This window comes from Xenorhabdus sp. SGI 60, from assembly GCF_056632175.1.
Map to the genome: position 1 here is coordinate 2,034,621 of NZ_CP196860.1, position 17,669 is coordinate 2,052,289.

Sequence of the window (17,669 nt, forward strand, 5' to 3'; positions counted from 1 at the left end):
TATGAAAGTTACTGTATTTGGTATTGGCTACGTAGGCTTAGTGCAAGCAACCGTATTTGCTGAAGTGGGGCATGATGTTCTTTGTGTCGATGTTGATGCAAAAAAAGTCGAGAACCTGAAAAACGGTCAAATTCCTATTTTTGAGCCGGGCTTGACGCCCTTGGTAAAGAAAAATCATGCTGAAGGACGGCTGAATTTTACAACGGATGCCAAAGCCGGTATTGCTCATGGCAAATTACAGTTTATTGCAGTAGGCACACCTCCTGATGAAGATGGCTCTGCTGATCTTAAGTATGTTACTGCTGTAGCCAGAACTATTGCGGAAAATATGGATGGTTACAAAGTTGTTGTTGACAAGTCAACTGTGCCAGTAGGAACGGCTGATAAAATCAGGGCAGTGATGCAAGCAACATTGGCAGAGCGTAATCTGGAACTTCCATTTGATGTCGTTTCCAATCCTGAGTTTTTGAAAGAAGGCGCCGCTGTTGCTGATTGTATGCGGCCTGAACGCATTATTATTGGTTGTGATAATGATGATGTGGTTGATGTCATGCGTGAACTGTATGAGCCATTTAATCGTAATCATGATCGTATGATAGTCATGGATATCCGCAGTGCTGAACTGACTAAATATGCAGCTAACTGCATGTTGGCGACAAAAATCAGTTTTATGAATGAAATTGCTAACTTGGCTGAAATGCTGGGAGCTGACATTGAACATGTGCGCCAGGGAATTGGTTCCGACTCACGCATCGGATATCACTTTATTTATCCTGGATGTGGATATGGTGGTTCATGTTTCCCTAAAGATGTTCAGGCACTGATCCGGACTTCTGAACAAATTGGATATACACCAAAAATTCTTCAGGCAGTGGAGCAGGTTAACGAAAAACAGAAAAGTAAATTACCTGCTTTTGTAAGACACCATTTTGGTGATGATTTATCGGACAAGACATTTGCTATTTGGGGGCTGTCATTTAAACCTAATACAGATGATATGCGTGAGGCATCGAGCCGTGTCTTGATGGAAACGTTATGGAAATGTGGCGCTAAAGTTCAGGCGTATGATCCTGAGGCTATGCAGGAAGCTCAGCGTATTTACGGGCAGCGTGATGATCTCTCTTTAATGGGAACAAAAGAAGCGGCATTAAAAGGTGCTGATGCTTTGATTATCTGTACAGAATGGCAAAACTTCAGAGCACCTGATTTTGATGTGATTAAGGGTTCATTAAAAACGCCTGTGATTTTTGATGGACGCAATCTTTATGATCCCGAACGCCTACAATCGCGTGGTTTTACTTATTATGGTATTGGTCGCGGTGCCTCAATCAAACCCGTCATTTGAGTTAATTTATGAAATTTTTAGTTACAGGCTCTGCTGGTTTTATAGGTTTTCATGTTAGTCAGCGGCTATTGAATATGGGGTATGAGGTTGTTGGTATCGATAACCTCAACGATTATTATGATGTTAATTTGAAACAGGCGAGATTAAATTTATTACTCTCTTATTCAAATTTCAAATTTCAAAAATTAGACCTGGCTGACAGAGTTGCAATACCCGAATTGTTCGCGAAACATCAATTCCAGCGAGTTATCCATTTAGGGGCCCAACCGGGTGTGCGTTATTCAATACAAAACCCTATGGCATATATAGATGCCAATATCGTCGGTCATATCAATATACTTGAAGGTTGCCGTCATCATTCTGTAGAGCATCTATTATATGCATCTTCCAGTTCAGTATATGGCTTAAATAAAAAGCAACCTTTTTCTACTGATGACTCAGTTGATCATCCGGTTTCTTTATATGCAGCAACAAAAAAAGCTGATGAGTTAATGTCTCACAGCTATTCACATCTTTATCAACTTCCCACGACAGGATTAAGATTTTTTACCGTATATGGACCGTGGGGGCGTCCTGACATGGCTTTATTTAAATTCACTAAAGCCATGTTAGAAGGTAAGCCGATTGATGTTTATAATCATGGCAATATGGTGAGAGATTTCACATATATTGATGACATTGTTGAATCTATAATCAGGTTGCAGGATATCATTCCTGCTTCCAATAAAGACTGGTCAGTCGAAGATGGGCAAATATCTGCCAGCTCTGCGCCGTATCAAGTTTACAATATTGGTAATGGACAACCGACAAAACTGGGTGATTTTATTGAAGCCATTGAAACCGCATTAGGAATTGAGACGAAGAAAAACTTTATGGAAATTCAAGATGGCGATGTGTTGTCAACGTGTGCAGATTCAAGCGCGCTTTACAATAAGATTGGTTTTTCACCTAACACACCGGTAAAGGAAGGGGTGAAACGATTTACCGATTGGTATTTAGGCTTTTATCAGAAGCTATGACAGCAGAAATAAAAAAGGAGCGATTCGCTCCTTTTTTATAAGTTTATGTTAATAAAAAACTAAGTTAGTGTTAAATTGTTTTTTATCACATTGAGAATATGAAGATGACTTAGTCATTAATATAGCTCTCTGTGTTTCTACATCAGCCGTAATTAACCTAGTTAGTTTATATTAAGCATAAAACAAAAATACCCTTGATAGGGTATTTTTGTTATCAGGTTTACAAAGTAACTGATTAGATCAGGAAATCGTCCAGTGATTTGCCTTCTTCTTCAATTGCTTTTTTGATTACAGCTGGTGTACGGCCTTGACCTGTCCAGGTTTTAGTTTCACCGTCATCAACGTATGAATATTTTGCCGGACGAGCAGCACGTTTAGATTTACCAGTAGATTTACCACTTAAAGCATCCACTAAATCGCTTAATTCAATACCGTCTTTCTCCAGCATTTCACGGTATTCTTGAAGCTTGCGTGTGCGCTCTTCTAATTGTACACGAACCTGGTTTTCTTCATCACGACGTTCTTCAACAACAGTCGTAAGTTTTTCCAGCATTTCTTCTAAAGTACTAAGTTCACATTCTCTTGCTTGTGCGCGCAAGGTACGGATGTTATTTAAGGATTTTAAATTTTCGCTCATTGTCCTGGTCTCAAATTATAATGATGATAGCTGATGTAGAGATAATAATAGAATGCTATTTTATTTTCTGCAATAGTGAATTTACTTTCTTAGGCTAAAACATATCATTTTAAAATGCAATTTTTGAAGTAATCGATATATTGCGTTTTAATCCGGCTATTAGGTTTACCATTTTTCAATAAGAATGAAGGGGATTACTGTAAAGTTTAGTAAGGGATAAAAAACCCAGGGTATAAAACTAATTTATAGTCAATCCGTAAGAAACATTAACTGTTTTGCTGAAAATAAGCTGAAGAGTAAGTGTAAGATGAAAGTTTTTTATGGGTAATCCATTAGTTATGATCATGGTGGGTGAATTGAACAAAAGTAAACCACTATGATTATTAATATTCAAAGGATGAGAGTAAAAATAACTATTTTCTTTTTATGTTAATTTTGTGCATTTGGCATGCAGGAAGTCCTTGTGGTGCTGATTTTATATGCGCAAATGTGATGATTATCATGGAAATAATCTTTTCTTATTCATTTTAATTTGTTTCTGTTACTCCACATTTGACAATAACAGGGATAATCTTAACCAGAGTTTGTGGTAAACTGGTACTGTTATATCGCCTGATTAAATTTGACAAGAGGATGAGCAGGCCAATGGCTCAGCTTTATTTTTATTATTCCGCCATGAACGCAGGGAAATCAACTTCCTTATTGCAGTCTTCCTATAACTATAACGAAAGGGGAATGAGAACGCTGATCTTTACGGCAGAAATCGATACTCGATTCGGTAAAGGAAAGGTCAGTTCCCGTATTGGATTATCCGCTGACGCGTTGTTGTTTTCACCAAAAACAAATATTGCTGAACTTATCAGAAAGGAAAATGGGGCAGAAAAAGTCCATTGCGTTTTGATTGATGAATGCCAATTTTTAACGAAAGAGCAAGTCGGGCAACTGTGTGAAATTGTAGATGATGATGATATCCCAGTTCTTTGTTATGGTTTAAGGACAGATTTTCAAGGTGAGTTATTCAGCGGCAGTGAATATCTCCTCGCGTGGTCAGATAAATTGGTAGAGTTGAAAACAATTTGTCATTGTGGGAGAAAAGCCAGCCGTGTACTTCGTTTTGGCAGTGATGGCAACATTGTTTACGATGGTGCTCAGGTTGATATTGGTGGTAACGAAAAATACGTCTCTGTGTGTCGTAGGCATTATACTGACGTCATTCGTGAAGCAAGGGCCAAAAAGGTTTAATACACCGCCAGTTGTAATCGAGAAATCTAAATCTATATAGTCTCAGAAGGCTGGAAAATAAAATAATAAAAAGGCGCCGGGTTGCCCTAACGCCTTTTAAGTTACATTCATCAGCCTATCATTTATTATTCTTTCTTACTTATTATTCTTTCTTACTTATTATTTTTTCTATTTGATTTTACTGTCCCCTGAGGTTTGTCCTCTTCGGTGAATTTACGGCCATAAAAAGAATCTAGCAGCAGTTGTTTCAACTCAGAAATTAATGGATAGCGCGGATTTGCACCGGTGCATTGGTCATCAAATGCATCTTCTGCAAGCTTGTCGATTTTTGCCAGAAAATCAGCTTCTTGCACACCTATTTCACGAATTGAAACTGGAATGTCTAGTTGAAACTTCATTTCTTCCAGCCAAGCCAATAGTTTTTCAATCTTGGCAGCAGTACGATCATCTGATGAGGTTAGCCCCAAATGATCCGCAATTTCCGCATAGCGACGTCGTGCTTGTGGGCGATCATACTGGCTAAAAGCAGTCTGTTTTGTTGGATTATCATTAGCGTTGTAGCGGATTACGTTACAAATTAACAGGGCATTAGCTAAGCCATGTGGGATATGAAACTCAGAGCCAAGCTTGTGGGCCATAGAGTGGCATACGCCTAAGAATGCATTAGCAAAGGCAATACCTGCTATCGTTGCTGCATTATGGACACGTTCGCGAGCAACGGGGTTTTTTGCACCTTCGTGGTAACTAACAGGCAGATAATCTTTTAGTAGCTTTAGTGCTTGCAATGCTTGCCCATCAGAATATTCATTGGCTAAAACAGAAACGTAGGCTTCCAATGCGTGGGTTACTGCATCCAGACCACCAAAAGCACATAGCGATTTTGGCATATCCATGACCAGGTTCGCGTCAACAATCGCCATATCAGGGGTGAGTGCGTAGTCTGCCAAAGGATATTTCTGCCCGGTTACGTCATCGGTAACAACCGCGAAAGGTGTGACTTCTGAACCGGTGCCAGAGGTGGTGGTAATGGCGACCAATTTAGCTTTTACACCCATTTTGGGGAACTTATAGATACGTTTACGGATATCCATAAAGCGCAGAGCCAGTTCCTCAAAATGTGTTTCTGGATGCTCATACATCACCCACATAATTTTAGCCGCATCCATTGGGGAACCGCCGCCAAGGGCAATGATGACATCCGGTTTAAACAGATGCATATGTTCGGCACCTTTGCGAACGATGCTTAATGTTGGATCTGCTTCGACTTCGAAGAATACTTCAGTTTCAACGCCATAAGATTTCAAGACATTAATAACCTGATCGGCATAACCGTTATTGAATAAGAAACGGTCTGTCACAATAAAAGCGCGTTTAACACCATCGGTAGCGACTTCTTCCAACGCAATGGGTAGAGAGCCGCGTCGGAAATAAATTGATTTTGGAAGTTTATGCCACAACATATTTTCGGCTCTTTTAGCGACGGTTTTTGTATTGATCAGGTGTTTTGGACCAACATTTTCAGAAATAGAGTTGCCTCCCCAAGAACCACAACCTAGCGTCAGAGAAGGAGACAGCTTAAAGTTGTACAAGTCTCCGATACCGCCTTGAGATGCCGGCGTGTTGATCAAAATACGTGCGGTCTTCATTTTGTTACCAAAGTATTTAATCCGCTCTGCCTGATTATCTTGTTCGGTATAGAGACATGAAGTATGTCCAATTCCCCCCATCTCAACCAATTTTCCGGCTTTTTCGACGGCATCTTCAAAGTTTTTGCCACGATACATGGCAAGCAGTGGTGATAGCTTTTCATGGGCAAAAGGTTCTGTTTCATTCGCCAGAGTCACTTCACCAATCAGAATTTTAGTGCTTTCAGGAACATTGAGACCGGCCATTTCAGCAATTTTTGTTGCAGGTTGACCCACAATCGCTGCATTTAAGTTACCGTTTTTCAAAATAATATCCTGCACGGCTTTTAACTCTTTTCCTTGGAGAAGATAGCCACCATGAGTTGAAAAACGCTCACGAATCTGCTCATAAATAGAATCAACAACAATGACAGATTGTTCTGAAGCACAAATCACACCGTTATCAAACGTCTTAGACATCAGGATAGATGCAACAGCACGTTTAATATCCGCTGATTCATCAATCACCACAGGGGTATTGCCAGCTCCGACACCAATGGCGGGTTTACCTGAGCTATAGGCTGCTTTGACCATGCCAGGGCCACCGGTTGCCAGAATCAGGTTAATATCCGGGTGGTGCATTAAGGCACTGGAAAGTTCAACGGAAGGTTCATCTATCCAACCAATAATGTCTTTTGGTGCCCCTGCTTTCACTGCTGCATTTAAGACAATTTCTGCCGCTTTGTTAGTCGCTTTTTTGGCGCGTGGATGAGGGGAAAAAATAATACCATTACGGGTTTTCAGGCTGATAAGTGCTTTGAAAATTGCAGTAGATGTTGGGTTTGTTGTTGGAATAATCCCGCAAATCAGGCCAATAGGTTCAGCAATAGTAATAGTACCGAAAGTACTATCTTCAGATAAAATACCGCAAGTTTTATCATCTTTATAGGCGTTATAAATATACTCAGAAGCGAAATGGTTTTTGATCACTTTATCTTCCACAATTCCCATACCTGATTCAGATACGGCTGATTTTGCCAGGGGAATACGGGAGTCAGCAGCGGCAAGGGCAGCAGCTCGGAAAATTCGGTCAACTTGCTCCTGAGTAAAATTAGCAAATTCATGTTGGGCTTTTTTTACACGAGCAACTAATTCATTGAGTTCTGCGACTTGAGTTACAGCCATAAAAATTACTCCTGATAAATGTTAAATTTTTTAAGGCAATCAGATGCAATATTGTTAGGGTATTAAATAATATTATGAGATTAATCGTTTGGATTTAATCGTGAATACCGCTAATTGCCTTAAAAAATTGCTTAACAAAATGATTAATGTAGTAATAGTTTCTTTTCTTGAAATTCTATGTCGGATACAGCTTATCATTTACAGCTATTTGTATTGTGATTTAGATCATGAAAACATTAGGCTGACTCAATTCAGCTATTGTTTCTGGTAGTATCAATTGATATCTGAATGGAGTTTACCTGCTGATTTAACGATGAAAATACAATCTATTAACTTTGCAGCGAACTGATATTAATGTGATTACTCGAATATGGAATTATTGTTAATATCTTTATTATAAGACCCTGACCTTATTTTCTGGGTTGCTGTGATATAGCAAAGATAACTTATGCATTTATTTAAACTGTTTATGCAATAAGATGACATTTTACCCTTGGGTTGGGAGTTAATTAACCAAAACTCAACTGATAAATGACCAGTTAAAGCGCGATTAGTCGATAACATCATTTCAGCGTAATTTCCTTGACGCCATTGTTTATATTTTATTCCTTTTTAGTCTGTGTTTTTCTTAAAATAATACTGTAATTTTCTACACATATTTTACGTTTCATAATCTGATTTGACTGGTGGCTTGTGTCGTTGCTTTGTGATGAAGATGGACTTTTACACCGTGGTGATTGCATTTTGTTAAAATAATGTTTATTTTCTCTTTTGATAACATTCCATGAATATCGTTGGGAGATAATAGAATAAAATCCATTATTATCACATTGTTACATTAATTTTTCGAATGCATTGTATGCAGGGGAAACGAATACTATTAATGTTTTCATAAATTTATTATAAAAATTAAATAACAATTATTATGTGGGCATCGTTTTTTAGTAGGTTAATTACTCTTTAGTTAACGTGATAAGTAAATTATTAGAGTTAGTAGATTAAAAACGATTCATTTGCTGTTTATAACTTGGAGCAAAATATGAGAAAAAAAATATCAAAGTTAGGTCAGTTGATTTCGAATATCGTTTTATTCTCTTTTCCCGCAGCGCAGAGTATTGCTGCAACTGTTCCCGCAGGCGTTACACTCGCCGAAAAACAAGAAATAACCGTTAACAATGGTGTCGAAGTCACTTCATTGGACCCTCATAAAGTTGAAGGTGCTCCAGAAACCGTCATCATCCTCAATCTGCTGGAAGGGCTGGTAACGACTGGGCCAAATGGTGAAACCGTGCCTGGCGTAGCAGAAAGATGGGAAAATGAAGGTTATAAAGTATGGACGTTCTATTTACGTCATGATGCCAGATGGAGTGATGGTAAGCCTGTGACTGCGCAGGATTTTGTCTATAGTTGGCGCCGGCTCGCTGATCCAAATACTGGGTCGCCTTATACCAGTTATTTGCAATATGCCTATATTCAGAACGTTGACGATATTCTGAAAGGAATAAAATTACCGGAACAATTGGGGGTTAAGGCGTTAGATGATCACCGTTTCCAGGTAACACTCAGCCAGCCAGTTCCTTATCTGATTGACATGTTAAGCCATACAGCGATGAAACCTGTCAGACAAAATGTGATTGAAAAATGGGGAAATAAATGGACATTGCCAGCAAATTATATTGGCAATGGTGCTTATACATTGAAAGATTGGGTGGTCAATGAGCGAATTGTTTTAACGCGCAATTCCCAGTATTGGAACGATAAAGAAACCCTCATTGAAAAAGGCACTTTCCTGCCGATTGTCTCTGGTGTTAGTGGTGTTAACCGCTATCGTAGCGGGGAAGTGGATATGACTGATAATGCTATTCCTCCTGATTTATACCAAAAAATGAAACGGGATATTCCCGGGCAATTGCAAGTTTCACCTTATCTGTGCACGTTTTACTACGAAATTAATAACCAGAAGCCCCTGTTTAAAGATAAACGGGTGCGTGAAGCCATAAAACTGAGCCTTGATCGCGATATCATTACTGAAAGAATTATGGCACAGGGGCAAATTCCGGCGTATGGATTTACTCCGACTTATATTGGCGGCGGTTTGACCGTTAATCCAGAATGGGCAAACTGGACCCAGGAGCAGCGTAACCAACGGGCGAGAGAATTGTTGAAGGAAGCGGGTTTTGATGCCAGTCATCCCCTTAAGTTCACTTTGTTATACAACACATCAGAGCAAAATAAACAACAAGCCATTGCTGCGGCTTCTATGTGGCAGAAAAATATTGACGCAAAAGTCACTTTGCAAAATCAGGAGTGGAAAACCTCTCTCCAGAACCGCCATCAAGGAAATTATGACGTTGCGAGGGCAACATGGTGTGGCGATTATAACGAACCTTCTTCTTTCTTGAATATGTGGCTGTCAACTAGCAGTAACAATACTGGTTTTTATCAAAGTGAGGCTTTTGATAACTCTCTTAAGCAGGCCCTGACTGCCAAAGATAGCGCAACCCGGAAGGAATTTTATCAGCAAGCCGAAGCCCAGCTTGATAAAGATTCAGGGCTGATACCGGTTTATTACCGCGTCAGCGTGCGCCTCATTCGCCCGACAGTTGGGGGAATGACAGGGAAAATCCCCAAGATTATGTCGATCTGAAGAATTTGTATATTAAAAAGGTGAATAACTAATTATCGTCACAAAATATTGTTTTACCGTAAACAAAATAGTTCCTTTTGGATACGGAAAATAACCAGCCCAATGCGTGGATATGACTTTAATGGGTCAAATGATATCAATTGGAGAGAATAAGATGATAAACACAACAAAGAAAAAACTGGCTACTGGCATTACGGTAGCGTTAGGCATGATAGTAGGGTGGCAGGCCTTTGCAGCGCAAGTGCCGGCTGGTGTGCAACTTGCCGATACTGCAAAACAGGTGTTAGTCCGCAACAATGGCTCTGAACCACAATCGTTGGACCCGCATAAAATTGAAGGTGTACAGGAATCTAACATCGTGCGTGATTTGTTTGAAACTCTGGTGATCAATGCCCCTGACGGTAAAATTATACCGGGAGTCGCAGAAAGTTGGGAAAATAAGGATTTCAAAGTTTGGACATTCCATCTGCGTAAAGATGCAAAATGGTCCAATGGTGACCCTGTCACTGCACAGGATTTTGTCTATAGCTGGCGCCGTATATCAGATCCCAATACCGCATCTCCTTATGCAAGTTATCTGCAATATGCCCATCTTCTCAATGTTGACGATATCATCAAAGGTAAACAGAAACCGGAAGCCTTGGGTGTTAAGGCATTGGACGACCATACATTACAATTAACACTCAGCGAAGCCGTTCCTTATTTAGTCAAATTATTTGTTCACCCGACTACCTCTCCGGTCCATCGTGCAACAATTGAAAAATATGGTGAGAGATGGACACAACCACAAAATTTTGTCGGTAACGGAGCCTACAAGTCGAAGAGTTGGGTGATTAACGAGCGCCTTGTTCTTGAACGCAGCCCAACGTATTGGGATAACAAAAACACCGTCATTAACCAAGTGACTTTCTTGCCAATTTCCTCTGAAGTCACGGATGTTAATCGCTATCGCGCTGGCGAAATTGAAATGACTTATACCAACTTACCGGTCGAACTATTCCCAAAACTAAAAAAAGAAATTCCTGAACAATTGCATGTAAACCCGTATTTATGTACTTATTATTATGAAATAAATAACCAGAAACCCCCATTTAATGATCCCCGTGTGCGCACTGCACTGAAATTAGGGATGGATAACAGTATTATAACTAATAAGGTTAAAAATCAGGGAGACTTACCTTCTTATGGTTTCACACCTCCGTATATTGCTGGTTTTAAAGATGAAAAACCGGATTGGTATACCAGGCTGAACCAGCGGCAACGTAATGAAGAAGCGAAAAAACTTTTGGCAGAAGTGGGTTTTAGCAAAGATAATCCATTGAAAGTTAATCTGTTGTATAACACTTCTGATCTACATAAAAAATTGGCAATTGCTGCTGCATCCATTTGGAAAAAGAATATTGGTATTGAGGTTAACCTCGAAAACCAAGAATGGAAAACTTATCTTGATTCCCGTCATCAGGGAAATTACGACATTGCCCGTGCAGGGTGGTGTGCGGACTACAACGAAGCGTCCAGTTTCCTAAACTCCATGTTATCCGATAGCAGTAATAATACATCCCACTATAAGAATAAAGCTTTTGATGCCCTGATGAAACAATCCCTGCAAGTCAAAACTGATGAAGAGCGTGCTGAGGTTTATGCCAAGGCAAATGCCTTATTGGACAAAGACTCAGCGATAGTTCCTCTTTTTTACTATGCCAATACCCGTTTAGTGAAACCTTATGTCGGTGGTTATACCGGTAAAGATCCCTTAGATAACCTCCATACCAAAGATCTATACATAATAAAACATTAGAAATTAGCAGGTGATCTCGTTGGGTCACCTGTTTGTTAAATAATTAAAAGCCATGGTTTGGCTAAACAGTAGGAACGGGCAATGCTAAAATTTATTTTACGTCGCTGCTTAGAGGCGATCCCGACACTTTTTATACTTATTACTATTTCGTTTTTTATGATGCGGCTTGCTCCGGGTAGCCCATTTACAGGGGAAAGGAAGCTACCGCCAGAAGTTATGGCAAATATTGAAGCGAAATATCACCTGAATGATCCTATTTATAAGCAATATTTCAATTACTTAATCCAACTCTCTAAAGGGGATTTTGGCCCTTCATTTAAATATAAAGACTACAGTGTCAACGATCTGGTTGCGGAGGCTTTGCCTGTTTCTGCTAAATTGGGGCTTGCTGCCTTTGTTATGGCGGTAATATTGGGAGTCAGTGCAGGGGTTATTGCGGCATTGAACCAGAATACGAAATGGGATTACACGGTAATGGGGTTTGCCATGACAGGCGTCGTGATCCCTGGTTTCGTGGTCGCTCCCTTATTAGTTTTGATATTCGCCATTACACTAAAATGGTTGCCGGGAGGAGGTTGGAATGGTGGGGCACCTAAATATATGCTTTTACCAATGGTTGCACTTTCCCTCTCTTATATTGCCAGCATATCCCGTATTACCCGTGGTTCCATGATAGAAGTTTTGCATTCCAACTTTATTCGTACAGCACGAGCCAAGGGTTTGCCACTGCGGAAGATTATTTTCCGTCATGCGTTAAAACCTGCCTTATTACCGGTCATCTCTTATATGGGGCCGGCATTCGTAGGCATCATTACGGGTTCAATGGTTATCGAGACTATTTTCGGTTTACCTGGTCTGGGGCAATTGTTTGTCAATGGCGCATTAAACCGTGATTACTCACTGGTACTGAGTTTGACGATTCTGGTGGGGAGCCTGACCATTATGTTTAATGCCATCGTTGATGTGCTGTATGCCGTCATTGATCCGAAAATTCGTTATTAATACTGGAGCACGCAATGTTACTGAATAAAAAAAATAGCGAAGCTCTGGAAAATTTTTCTGAGCAACTGGAAATTGAGGGCCGCAGTTTGTGGCAGGATGCACGTCGCCGTTTTACGCATAACAAGGCGGCGATTACGAGTTTATGTATTCTACTCCTGATCACATTATTTGTGATCTTAGCTCCGATGTTGTCCCAATTTGCTTACGATGACACTGATTGGAATATGATGACGATGCCGCCGGATTTTGAGTCCAAACACTATTTTGGCACCGATTCTTCAGGGCGTGATCTGTTGGTGCGCGTTGCCATTGGCGGGCGTATTTCATTGATGGTCGGGATTGCTGCCGCTTTGATTGCCGTGTTATTTGGCACTTTGTATGGTGCGATGTCAGGCTATCTTGGCGGCAAAATTGACATGGTCATGATGCGTTTGTTGGAAATCCTCAACTCTTTCCCATTCATGTTCTTCGTTATCCTTCTGGTCACTTTCTTTGGTCAAAACATCCTGTTGATTTTCGTTGCAATAGGCATGGTGTCGTGGCTGGACATGGCACGTATCGTCCGTGGTCAGACACTAAGTTTAAAACGCAAGGAATTCATCGAAGCAGCGTTGGTTTGTGGTGTTTCTACCCGTCATATCGTTTTACGCCATATCGTGCCAAACGTATTAGGTGTTGTGGTGGTTTATGCCTCATTACTTGTACCTAGCATGATCCTGTTTGAATCCTTCTTGAGCTTCCTTGGCTTAGGAACTCAGGAACCCCTCAGTAGTTGGGGTGCTTTGTTAAGTGATGGGGCTAATTCAATGGAAGTGGCTCCGTGGTTGCTGTTATTTCCGGCAGGCTTTCTGGTGATCACCCTGTTTTGTTTTAACTTTATTGGTGACGGCCTGCGAGATGCCCTCGACCCGAAAGACCGTTAAGGAGAGCCTGTGAATAGCGTAGAAACTTCGAAAAATGTTGAATCACTTTTATCGGTAAAAGACCTGAATGTCGTATTCAGCACGCCAGACGGCAATGTGACTGCCGTAAACAAATTAAATTTTGACTTACAAGCCGGAGAAACCCTGGGGATCGTGGGAGAGTCTGGCTCAGGTAAATCGCAGACGGCGTTTGCATTAATGGGATTATTGGCCAGCAATGGTTTTGTCAGTGGTTCTGCTCACTTTAATGGGCGAGAAATCCTCAACCTGAAAGAAAAAGAGCTGAACCGGATGCGGGCAGAAGAGATCTCGATGATATTTCAAGATCCCATGACTTCCCTTAACCCTTATATGCGGGTAGGTGATCAATTAACTGAAGTATTGATGTTGCATAAGCGTATGAGTAAAAGCGCGGCTTTTGAGGAATCCATCCGTATGCTGGATGCCGTTAAGATGCCAGAGGCACGTAAACGCATGAAAATGTACCCACATGAATTCTCTGGGGGTATGCGTCAACGAGTCATGATTGCCATGGCGTTATTATGTCAGCCTAAGTTATTAATTGCCGATGAACCGACAACGGCATTGGACGTAACGGTTCAGGCACAGATCATGATGTTGCTTAATGAACTGAAAAAAGAGTTTAACACTGCCATCATCATGATTACCCATGACTTGGGGGTGGTTGCCGGCATTTGTGACAAAGTATTAGTGATGTATGCCGGAAGAACGATGGAATATGGCACAGCGCGTGACGTATTTTACCGGCCTACCCATCCATACTCTATCGGGTTACTGAATGCTGTTCCTCGTCTGGATGGTGATGGAGAATCATTGGAAACGATTCAAGGCAATCCCCCCAATTTATTGCGTTTGCCAAAGGGATGCCCATTCCAGCCGCGCTGTCAGTTTGCCACAGAGCATTGTGTTCGTGAGGAACCACAGTTGGAAAAATTTGGCCTTGGGCGCTTGCGTGCCTGCTTTAAACGCCAGGAGGAATTAGTATGAGCACGATAGCTGAAAAACGTGTCTTATTGGAAGTTGATGACCTCAAAGTTTATTTTGATATTAAAGATGGAAAACAGTGGTTCTGGCAGCCGGCAAAAACCTTAAAAGCGGTAGATGGCGTTACCTTAAGACTATATGAAGGTGAGACTCTGGGCGTTGTAGGAGAATCTGGCTGCGGGAAATCAACACTTGCCAGAGCAGTTATTGGGTTAGTAAAAGCGTCTGGTGGTGCAGTTACTTGGCTTGGTCAAAACCTGCTGGCTATGAGTGACAAACAATGGCGGGATATTCGCAATGATATTCAGATGATTTTTCAAGACCCTTTGGCATCGCTGAATCCGCGTATGACCATTGGTGATATTATTGCAGAGCCATTGAAAACGTATTACCCCAAAATGAAAGATGGGGAAATAAAAGAGAAAGTGCAAAAGATGATGATGCGGGTAGGATTGTTACCTAACCTGATAAACCGTTACCCGCATGAATTCTCTGGCGGACAGTGCCAACGTATTGGAATTGCCCGCGCCCTGATCCTGGAGCCTAAATTAGTTATCTGCGACGAACCTGTTTCAGCGCTGGATGTTTCTATTCAGGCACAAGTCGTCAACTTGTTGCAGGAATTACAGCGGGAAATGGGACTTTCCCTGATATTTATTGCTCATGACCTATCAATAGTAAAACACATATCAGACCGCGTTTTGGTGATGTATTTGGGGAATGCTGTAGAATTAGGCACTTACGACGAGGTTTATCATAATCCGTTGCATCCATATACCAGAGCGCTTATGTCGGCGGTGCCAATCCCTGATCCAGATAAAGAGCGTAACAAGCATATTGAATTGTTGGAAGGAGAACTGCCTTCACCCATTGATCCCCCGTCTGGATGTGTATTCCGTACTCGCTGTCCAATGGCTGATGCTGAATGTGCCAAGACTCGACCGCTGCTTGAAGGAAGTTTTAAACATGCGGTATCTTGCCTTAAGGTTGATCCACTCTAACCAGTTAGATTCGGTTAATGTGACGCTGTCACGAATTTAAATTCAATGCCCTCACAATGAGGGCATTTATGCCGATCAGAGAAGTATATTGAGGAAGGCTGTCTGATTATTTTTTCCATAGGATATGGCAGATGGGGTGAGATTTTTCCCGGCAGAGCAAGACACGGGCAAAGATGTCATCAATTTCGGCATCGTCTGATTCAGCCAGGCCAATAATGACTTCGGAGAAAAAGTCTGGATCCAAATCAAAATCAACATGTCCAAGCCAGGCTCCTGAAGGTTCCAATAATTCAACCCCCCCCCGTTCTTCAAATTGCAAATTAAACAATAGGCTGTCAGCCGGATCGAGGTGAGAAAGCGCTTGTTCCAAAAAGATGTCGTAAGCTTTTTCAAGCGCTTCATCTTCAGTCATTCGGTTATTTAAGTCTAATTGCATAGAGTGTGTTGGTTGATTTTCCATGATGCAAGGTCCGAGATTAATTACAAGATGAAATTAAAACATGTTCTGTATTGAATGAATACTGTTATTCGTGGTGAAAATATTCATGCTGAAAAAGTGACTGGTCAATTTACTTTCTGTCTGTTTTCAGTCATGAATTATAAAAGCGGACTGAAAAAGTAGCAGATACGTTCAAGAATACGATGCCACATAGGACGTTTTTCCCATTCATTGTTCGCAAGTAGTATTGAACGCATAATGTAGTCTTGTTGAACCAGTGCTAAATCATTGCCAAAGTGTTCATCATCAATGACCACCGTAATTTCAAAGTTCAGCCATAAGCTGCGCATATCTAAATTGACAGAACCGACCATACTGAGCTGGCCATCGACCAAAACACTCTTAGTATGTAATAAACCATCTTCAAATTGATAAATTTTCACACCAGCTTCCAGTAATTCTGAAAAAAACGCACGGCTGGCCCAACGAACAAGAAATGAGTTGTTTTGGCTTGGTACAATGATACTGACATCAACACCGCGCATAGCTGCGGTGCAAATCGCATGCATTAAATCATCGCTGGGAACAAAATAGGGAGTGGTAAGAATAAGTTGTTTGCGGGCAGCAAAAATAGCGGTCATCAGGGATTGTTGGATCAATTCATCAGGGAACCCTGGCCCGGAAGCAATAACTTGCGCTGTATGACCGCTGGCTTGTTCGAAGGGCATGGTAGTACTGTCAGGAGGGGGGGGAAGATGACGCTCTCCTGTTTCCATTTCCCAGTCAAAAGCATAAATGATACCCAATGTTGTCGTAACAGGGCCTTCCATTCTCACCATGATATCGACCCATTGACCGACCCCGGCATCTTGTTTAAAAAAACGGGGGTCAACCATATTCATGCTACCGGTGTATGAAATATGGTTGTCGATCAGAATAATTTTTCTATGCTGGCGTAAGTCCATGCGACGCAAGAATAAACGGAAGAGATTAACTTGCAGCGACTCGATAAATTCAATACCTGCCTTTCGCATAATATCAGGATAAGGGCTGCGGAAAAATTGCCAGCTTCCTGCTGAATCTACCATGATTCGACATTTAATACCGCGTTTGGCTGCGCGCATCAGGGCATCAGTGACCTGATCAACCAGCCCTCCAGATTGCCATATATAAAACACCATCTCGATATTGTATTTGGCGTTTTCAATATCATGAACAATCGCTTTTAGCGAGTTATCATAAGATGTCATTAATTGCATTTTATTCCCTCTGACACCTTTGATCTTTTGTCGACGCTCACACAGCTGAAACAGCGGAGTAGCAACTTCACTGTTTTCATCGGCAAAAATTTGCGGGGAATTTCTTAATTCGGCCAGCCACTTGACTACAGATGAACGCATTTGTTTGGCTTGCTCAACCCTGCGTTTGCCAAGGTGTAATTCGCCGAATGACAAGTAAGCAATGATCCCGACTAAAGGAAAAATGTAAATAATGAGTAACCACGTCATTGCTGATGTCACAGGACGACGTTTCATCAAAACTCGAATAGTGATACCGGCAATAATCAGCCAGTAGAAGAAAATCGCCAGCCAGCTCAGTACAGAGTAGAAAGTTGTCATACGTGGCAATCAATCCTATTTATTTAAGTATCTTATGCAGTCATTGCCGCAAGTTTCTAGAAATTTAGGCAAACTATCAACCTAATAAATTATTAATTGAACAGAAGTAATTTTAGCAAAAAAGCGCTAAGTATAATGAATACCATTACTATTTAGCTACTTATAACGACTTACTTTGGCTT

Annotated in this window: 12 protein-coding genes and 1 pseudogene; 9 read left to right on the forward strand and 4 right to left on the reverse strand. The window is 41.0% G+C overall.

From position 1 onward, the window contains the following. The first annotated feature begins 1 nt into the window (after position 1). Positions 2-1,345: a UDP-glucose dehydrogenase family protein gene (locus ACSJJG_RS09510; RefSeq protein ID WP_481089203.1), complete on the forward strand. Its 1,344-nt coding sequence runs from the start codon at positions 2-4 to the stop codon at positions 1,343-1,345. 8 nt (positions 1,346-1,353) lie between these two features. Further along, complete coding sequence (locus ACSJJG_RS09515; protein WP_481089204.1) at positions 1,354-2,364, forward strand: NAD-dependent epimerase; 1,011 nt, start codon at positions 1,354-1,356, stop codon at positions 2,362-2,364. A 235-nt stretch (positions 2,365-2,599) separates the two neighbouring features. On the opposite strand, the gene ACSJJG_RS09520 is transcribed toward ACSJJG_RS09515, so the two are convergent. Continuing rightward, positions 2,600-3,001, reverse strand: a complete 402-nt coding sequence (locus ACSJJG_RS09520) for an H-NS family histone-like protein (protein WP_481089205.1) — start codon at positions 2,999-3,001, stop codon at positions 2,600-2,602. A gap of 645 nt (positions 3,002-3,646) precedes the next feature. On the opposite strand from ACSJJG_RS09520, the gene ACSJJG_RS09525 reads away from it, so the two are divergent. Then, complete coding sequence (locus ACSJJG_RS09525; RefSeq protein ID WP_481089206.1) at positions 3,647-4,243, forward strand: thymidine kinase; 597 nt, start codon at positions 3,647-3,649, stop codon at positions 4,241-4,243. A 152-nt stretch (positions 4,244-4,395) separates the two neighbouring features. Here ACSJJG_RS09525 and adhE read toward each other — a convergent pair whose 3' ends face one another. Then, positions 4,396-7,053, reverse strand: coding sequence for a bifunctional acetaldehyde-CoA/alcohol dehydrogenase (gene adhE, locus ACSJJG_RS09530; protein ID WP_481089207.1), 2,658 nt, complete (start codon positions 7,051-7,053; stop codon positions 4,396-4,398). 1,039 nt (positions 7,054-8,092) lie between these two features. Here adhE and ACSJJG_RS09535 point away from each other — a divergent pair. From ACSJJG_RS09535 to oppF, 6 genes and pseudogenes are all read left to right on the forward strand, one after another. Next, positions 8,093-9,732: pseudogene (locus ACSJJG_RS09535) on the forward strand (ABC transporter substrate-binding protein). Between the two features lie 122 nt (positions 9,733-9,854). Further along, on the forward strand, positions 9,855-11,498 hold the full coding sequence (gene oppA / locus ACSJJG_RS09540; RefSeq protein ID WP_481089208.1) for an oligopeptide ABC transporter substrate-binding protein OppA: 1,644 nt from the start codon (positions 9,855-9,857) through the stop codon (positions 11,496-11,498). Positions 11,499-11,579: 81 nt separating this feature from the next. After that, positions 11,580-12,500, forward strand: coding sequence for an oligopeptide ABC transporter permease OppB (gene oppB / locus ACSJJG_RS09545; RefSeq protein ID WP_481089209.1), 921 nt, complete (start codon positions 11,580-11,582; stop codon positions 12,498-12,500). A gap of 14 nt (positions 12,501-12,514) precedes the next feature. After that, positions 12,515-13,423, forward strand: coding sequence for an oligopeptide ABC transporter permease OppC (oppC, locus tag ACSJJG_RS09550; protein WP_481089210.1), 909 nt, complete (start codon positions 12,515-12,517; stop codon positions 13,421-13,423). A gap of 9 nt (positions 13,424-13,432) precedes the next feature. After that, the gene (gene oppD, locus ACSJJG_RS09555; protein WP_481089211.1) at positions 13,433-14,431 is read left to right on the forward strand and encodes an oligopeptide ABC transporter ATP-binding protein OppD; all 999 of its coding nucleotides are present in this window, start codon (positions 13,433-13,435) and stop codon (positions 14,429-14,431) included. Further along, positions 14,428-15,429: a murein tripeptide/oligopeptide ABC transporter ATP binding protein OppF gene (gene oppF, locus ACSJJG_RS09560; RefSeq protein WP_481089212.1), complete on the forward strand. Its 1,002-nt coding sequence runs from the start codon at positions 14,428-14,430 to the stop codon at positions 15,427-15,429. The genes oppD and oppF overlap by 4 nt, the downstream gene beginning before the upstream one ends. Positions 15,430-15,535: 106 nt before the next feature. Here oppF and ACSJJG_RS09565 read toward each other — a convergent pair whose 3' ends face one another. Both ACSJJG_RS09565 and cls read right to left on the reverse strand, forming a co-directional pair. Continuing rightward, complete coding sequence (locus tag ACSJJG_RS09565) at positions 15,536-15,865, reverse strand: HI1450 family dsDNA-mimic protein (protein WP_481090417.1); 330 nt, start codon at positions 15,863-15,865, stop codon at positions 15,536-15,538. Between the two features lie 161 nt (positions 15,866-16,026). After that, entirely contained in the window at positions 16,027-17,487 is a 1,461-nt protein-coding gene (gene cls / locus ACSJJG_RS09570; RefSeq protein ID WP_481089213.1) for a cardiolipin synthase, read from the reverse strand. Positions 17,488-17,669 lie beyond the last annotated feature (182 nt).

Bases quoted from the DNA above. Each gene is read 5' to 3' on its own strand.
- ACSJJG_RS09510 (WP_481089203.1), top strand. From the start codon at position 2: ATGAAAGTTACTGTATTTGGTATTGGCTACGTAGGCTTAGTGCAAGCA.
- ACSJJG_RS09515 (WP_481089204.1), top strand. From the start codon at position 1,354: ATGAAATTTTTAGTTACAGGCTCTGCTGGTTTTATAGGTTTTCATGTT.
- ACSJJG_RS09520 (WP_481089205.1), bottom strand. From the start codon at position 3,001: ATGAGCGAAAATTTAAAATCCTTAAATAACATCCGTACCTTGCGCGCA.
- ACSJJG_RS09525 (WP_481089206.1), top strand. From the start codon at position 3,647: ATGGCTCAGCTTTATTTTTATTATTCCGCCATGAACGCAGGGAAATCA.
- adhE (WP_481089207.1), bottom strand. From the start codon at position 7,053: ATGGCTGTAACTCAAGTCGCAGAACTCAATGAATTAGTTGCTCGTGTA.
- oppA (WP_481089208.1), top strand. From the start codon at position 9,855: ATGATAAACACAACAAAGAAAAAACTGGCTACTGGCATTACGGTAGCG.
- oppB (WP_481089209.1), top strand. From the start codon at position 11,580: ATGCTAAAATTTATTTTACGTCGCTGCTTAGAGGCGATCCCGACACTT.
- oppC (WP_481089210.1), top strand. From the start codon at position 12,515: ATGTTACTGAATAAAAAAAATAGCGAAGCTCTGGAAAATTTTTCTGAG.
- oppF (WP_481089212.1), top strand. From the start codon at position 14,428: ATGAGCACGATAGCTGAAAAACGTGTCTTATTGGAAGTTGATGACCTC.
- ACSJJG_RS09565 (WP_481090417.1), bottom strand. From the start codon at position 15,865: ATGCAATTAGACTTAAATAACCGAATGACTGAAGATGAAGCGCTTGAA.
- cls (WP_481089213.1), bottom strand. From the start codon at position 17,487: ATGACAACTTTCTACTCTGTACTGAGCTGGCTGGCGATTTTCTTCTAC.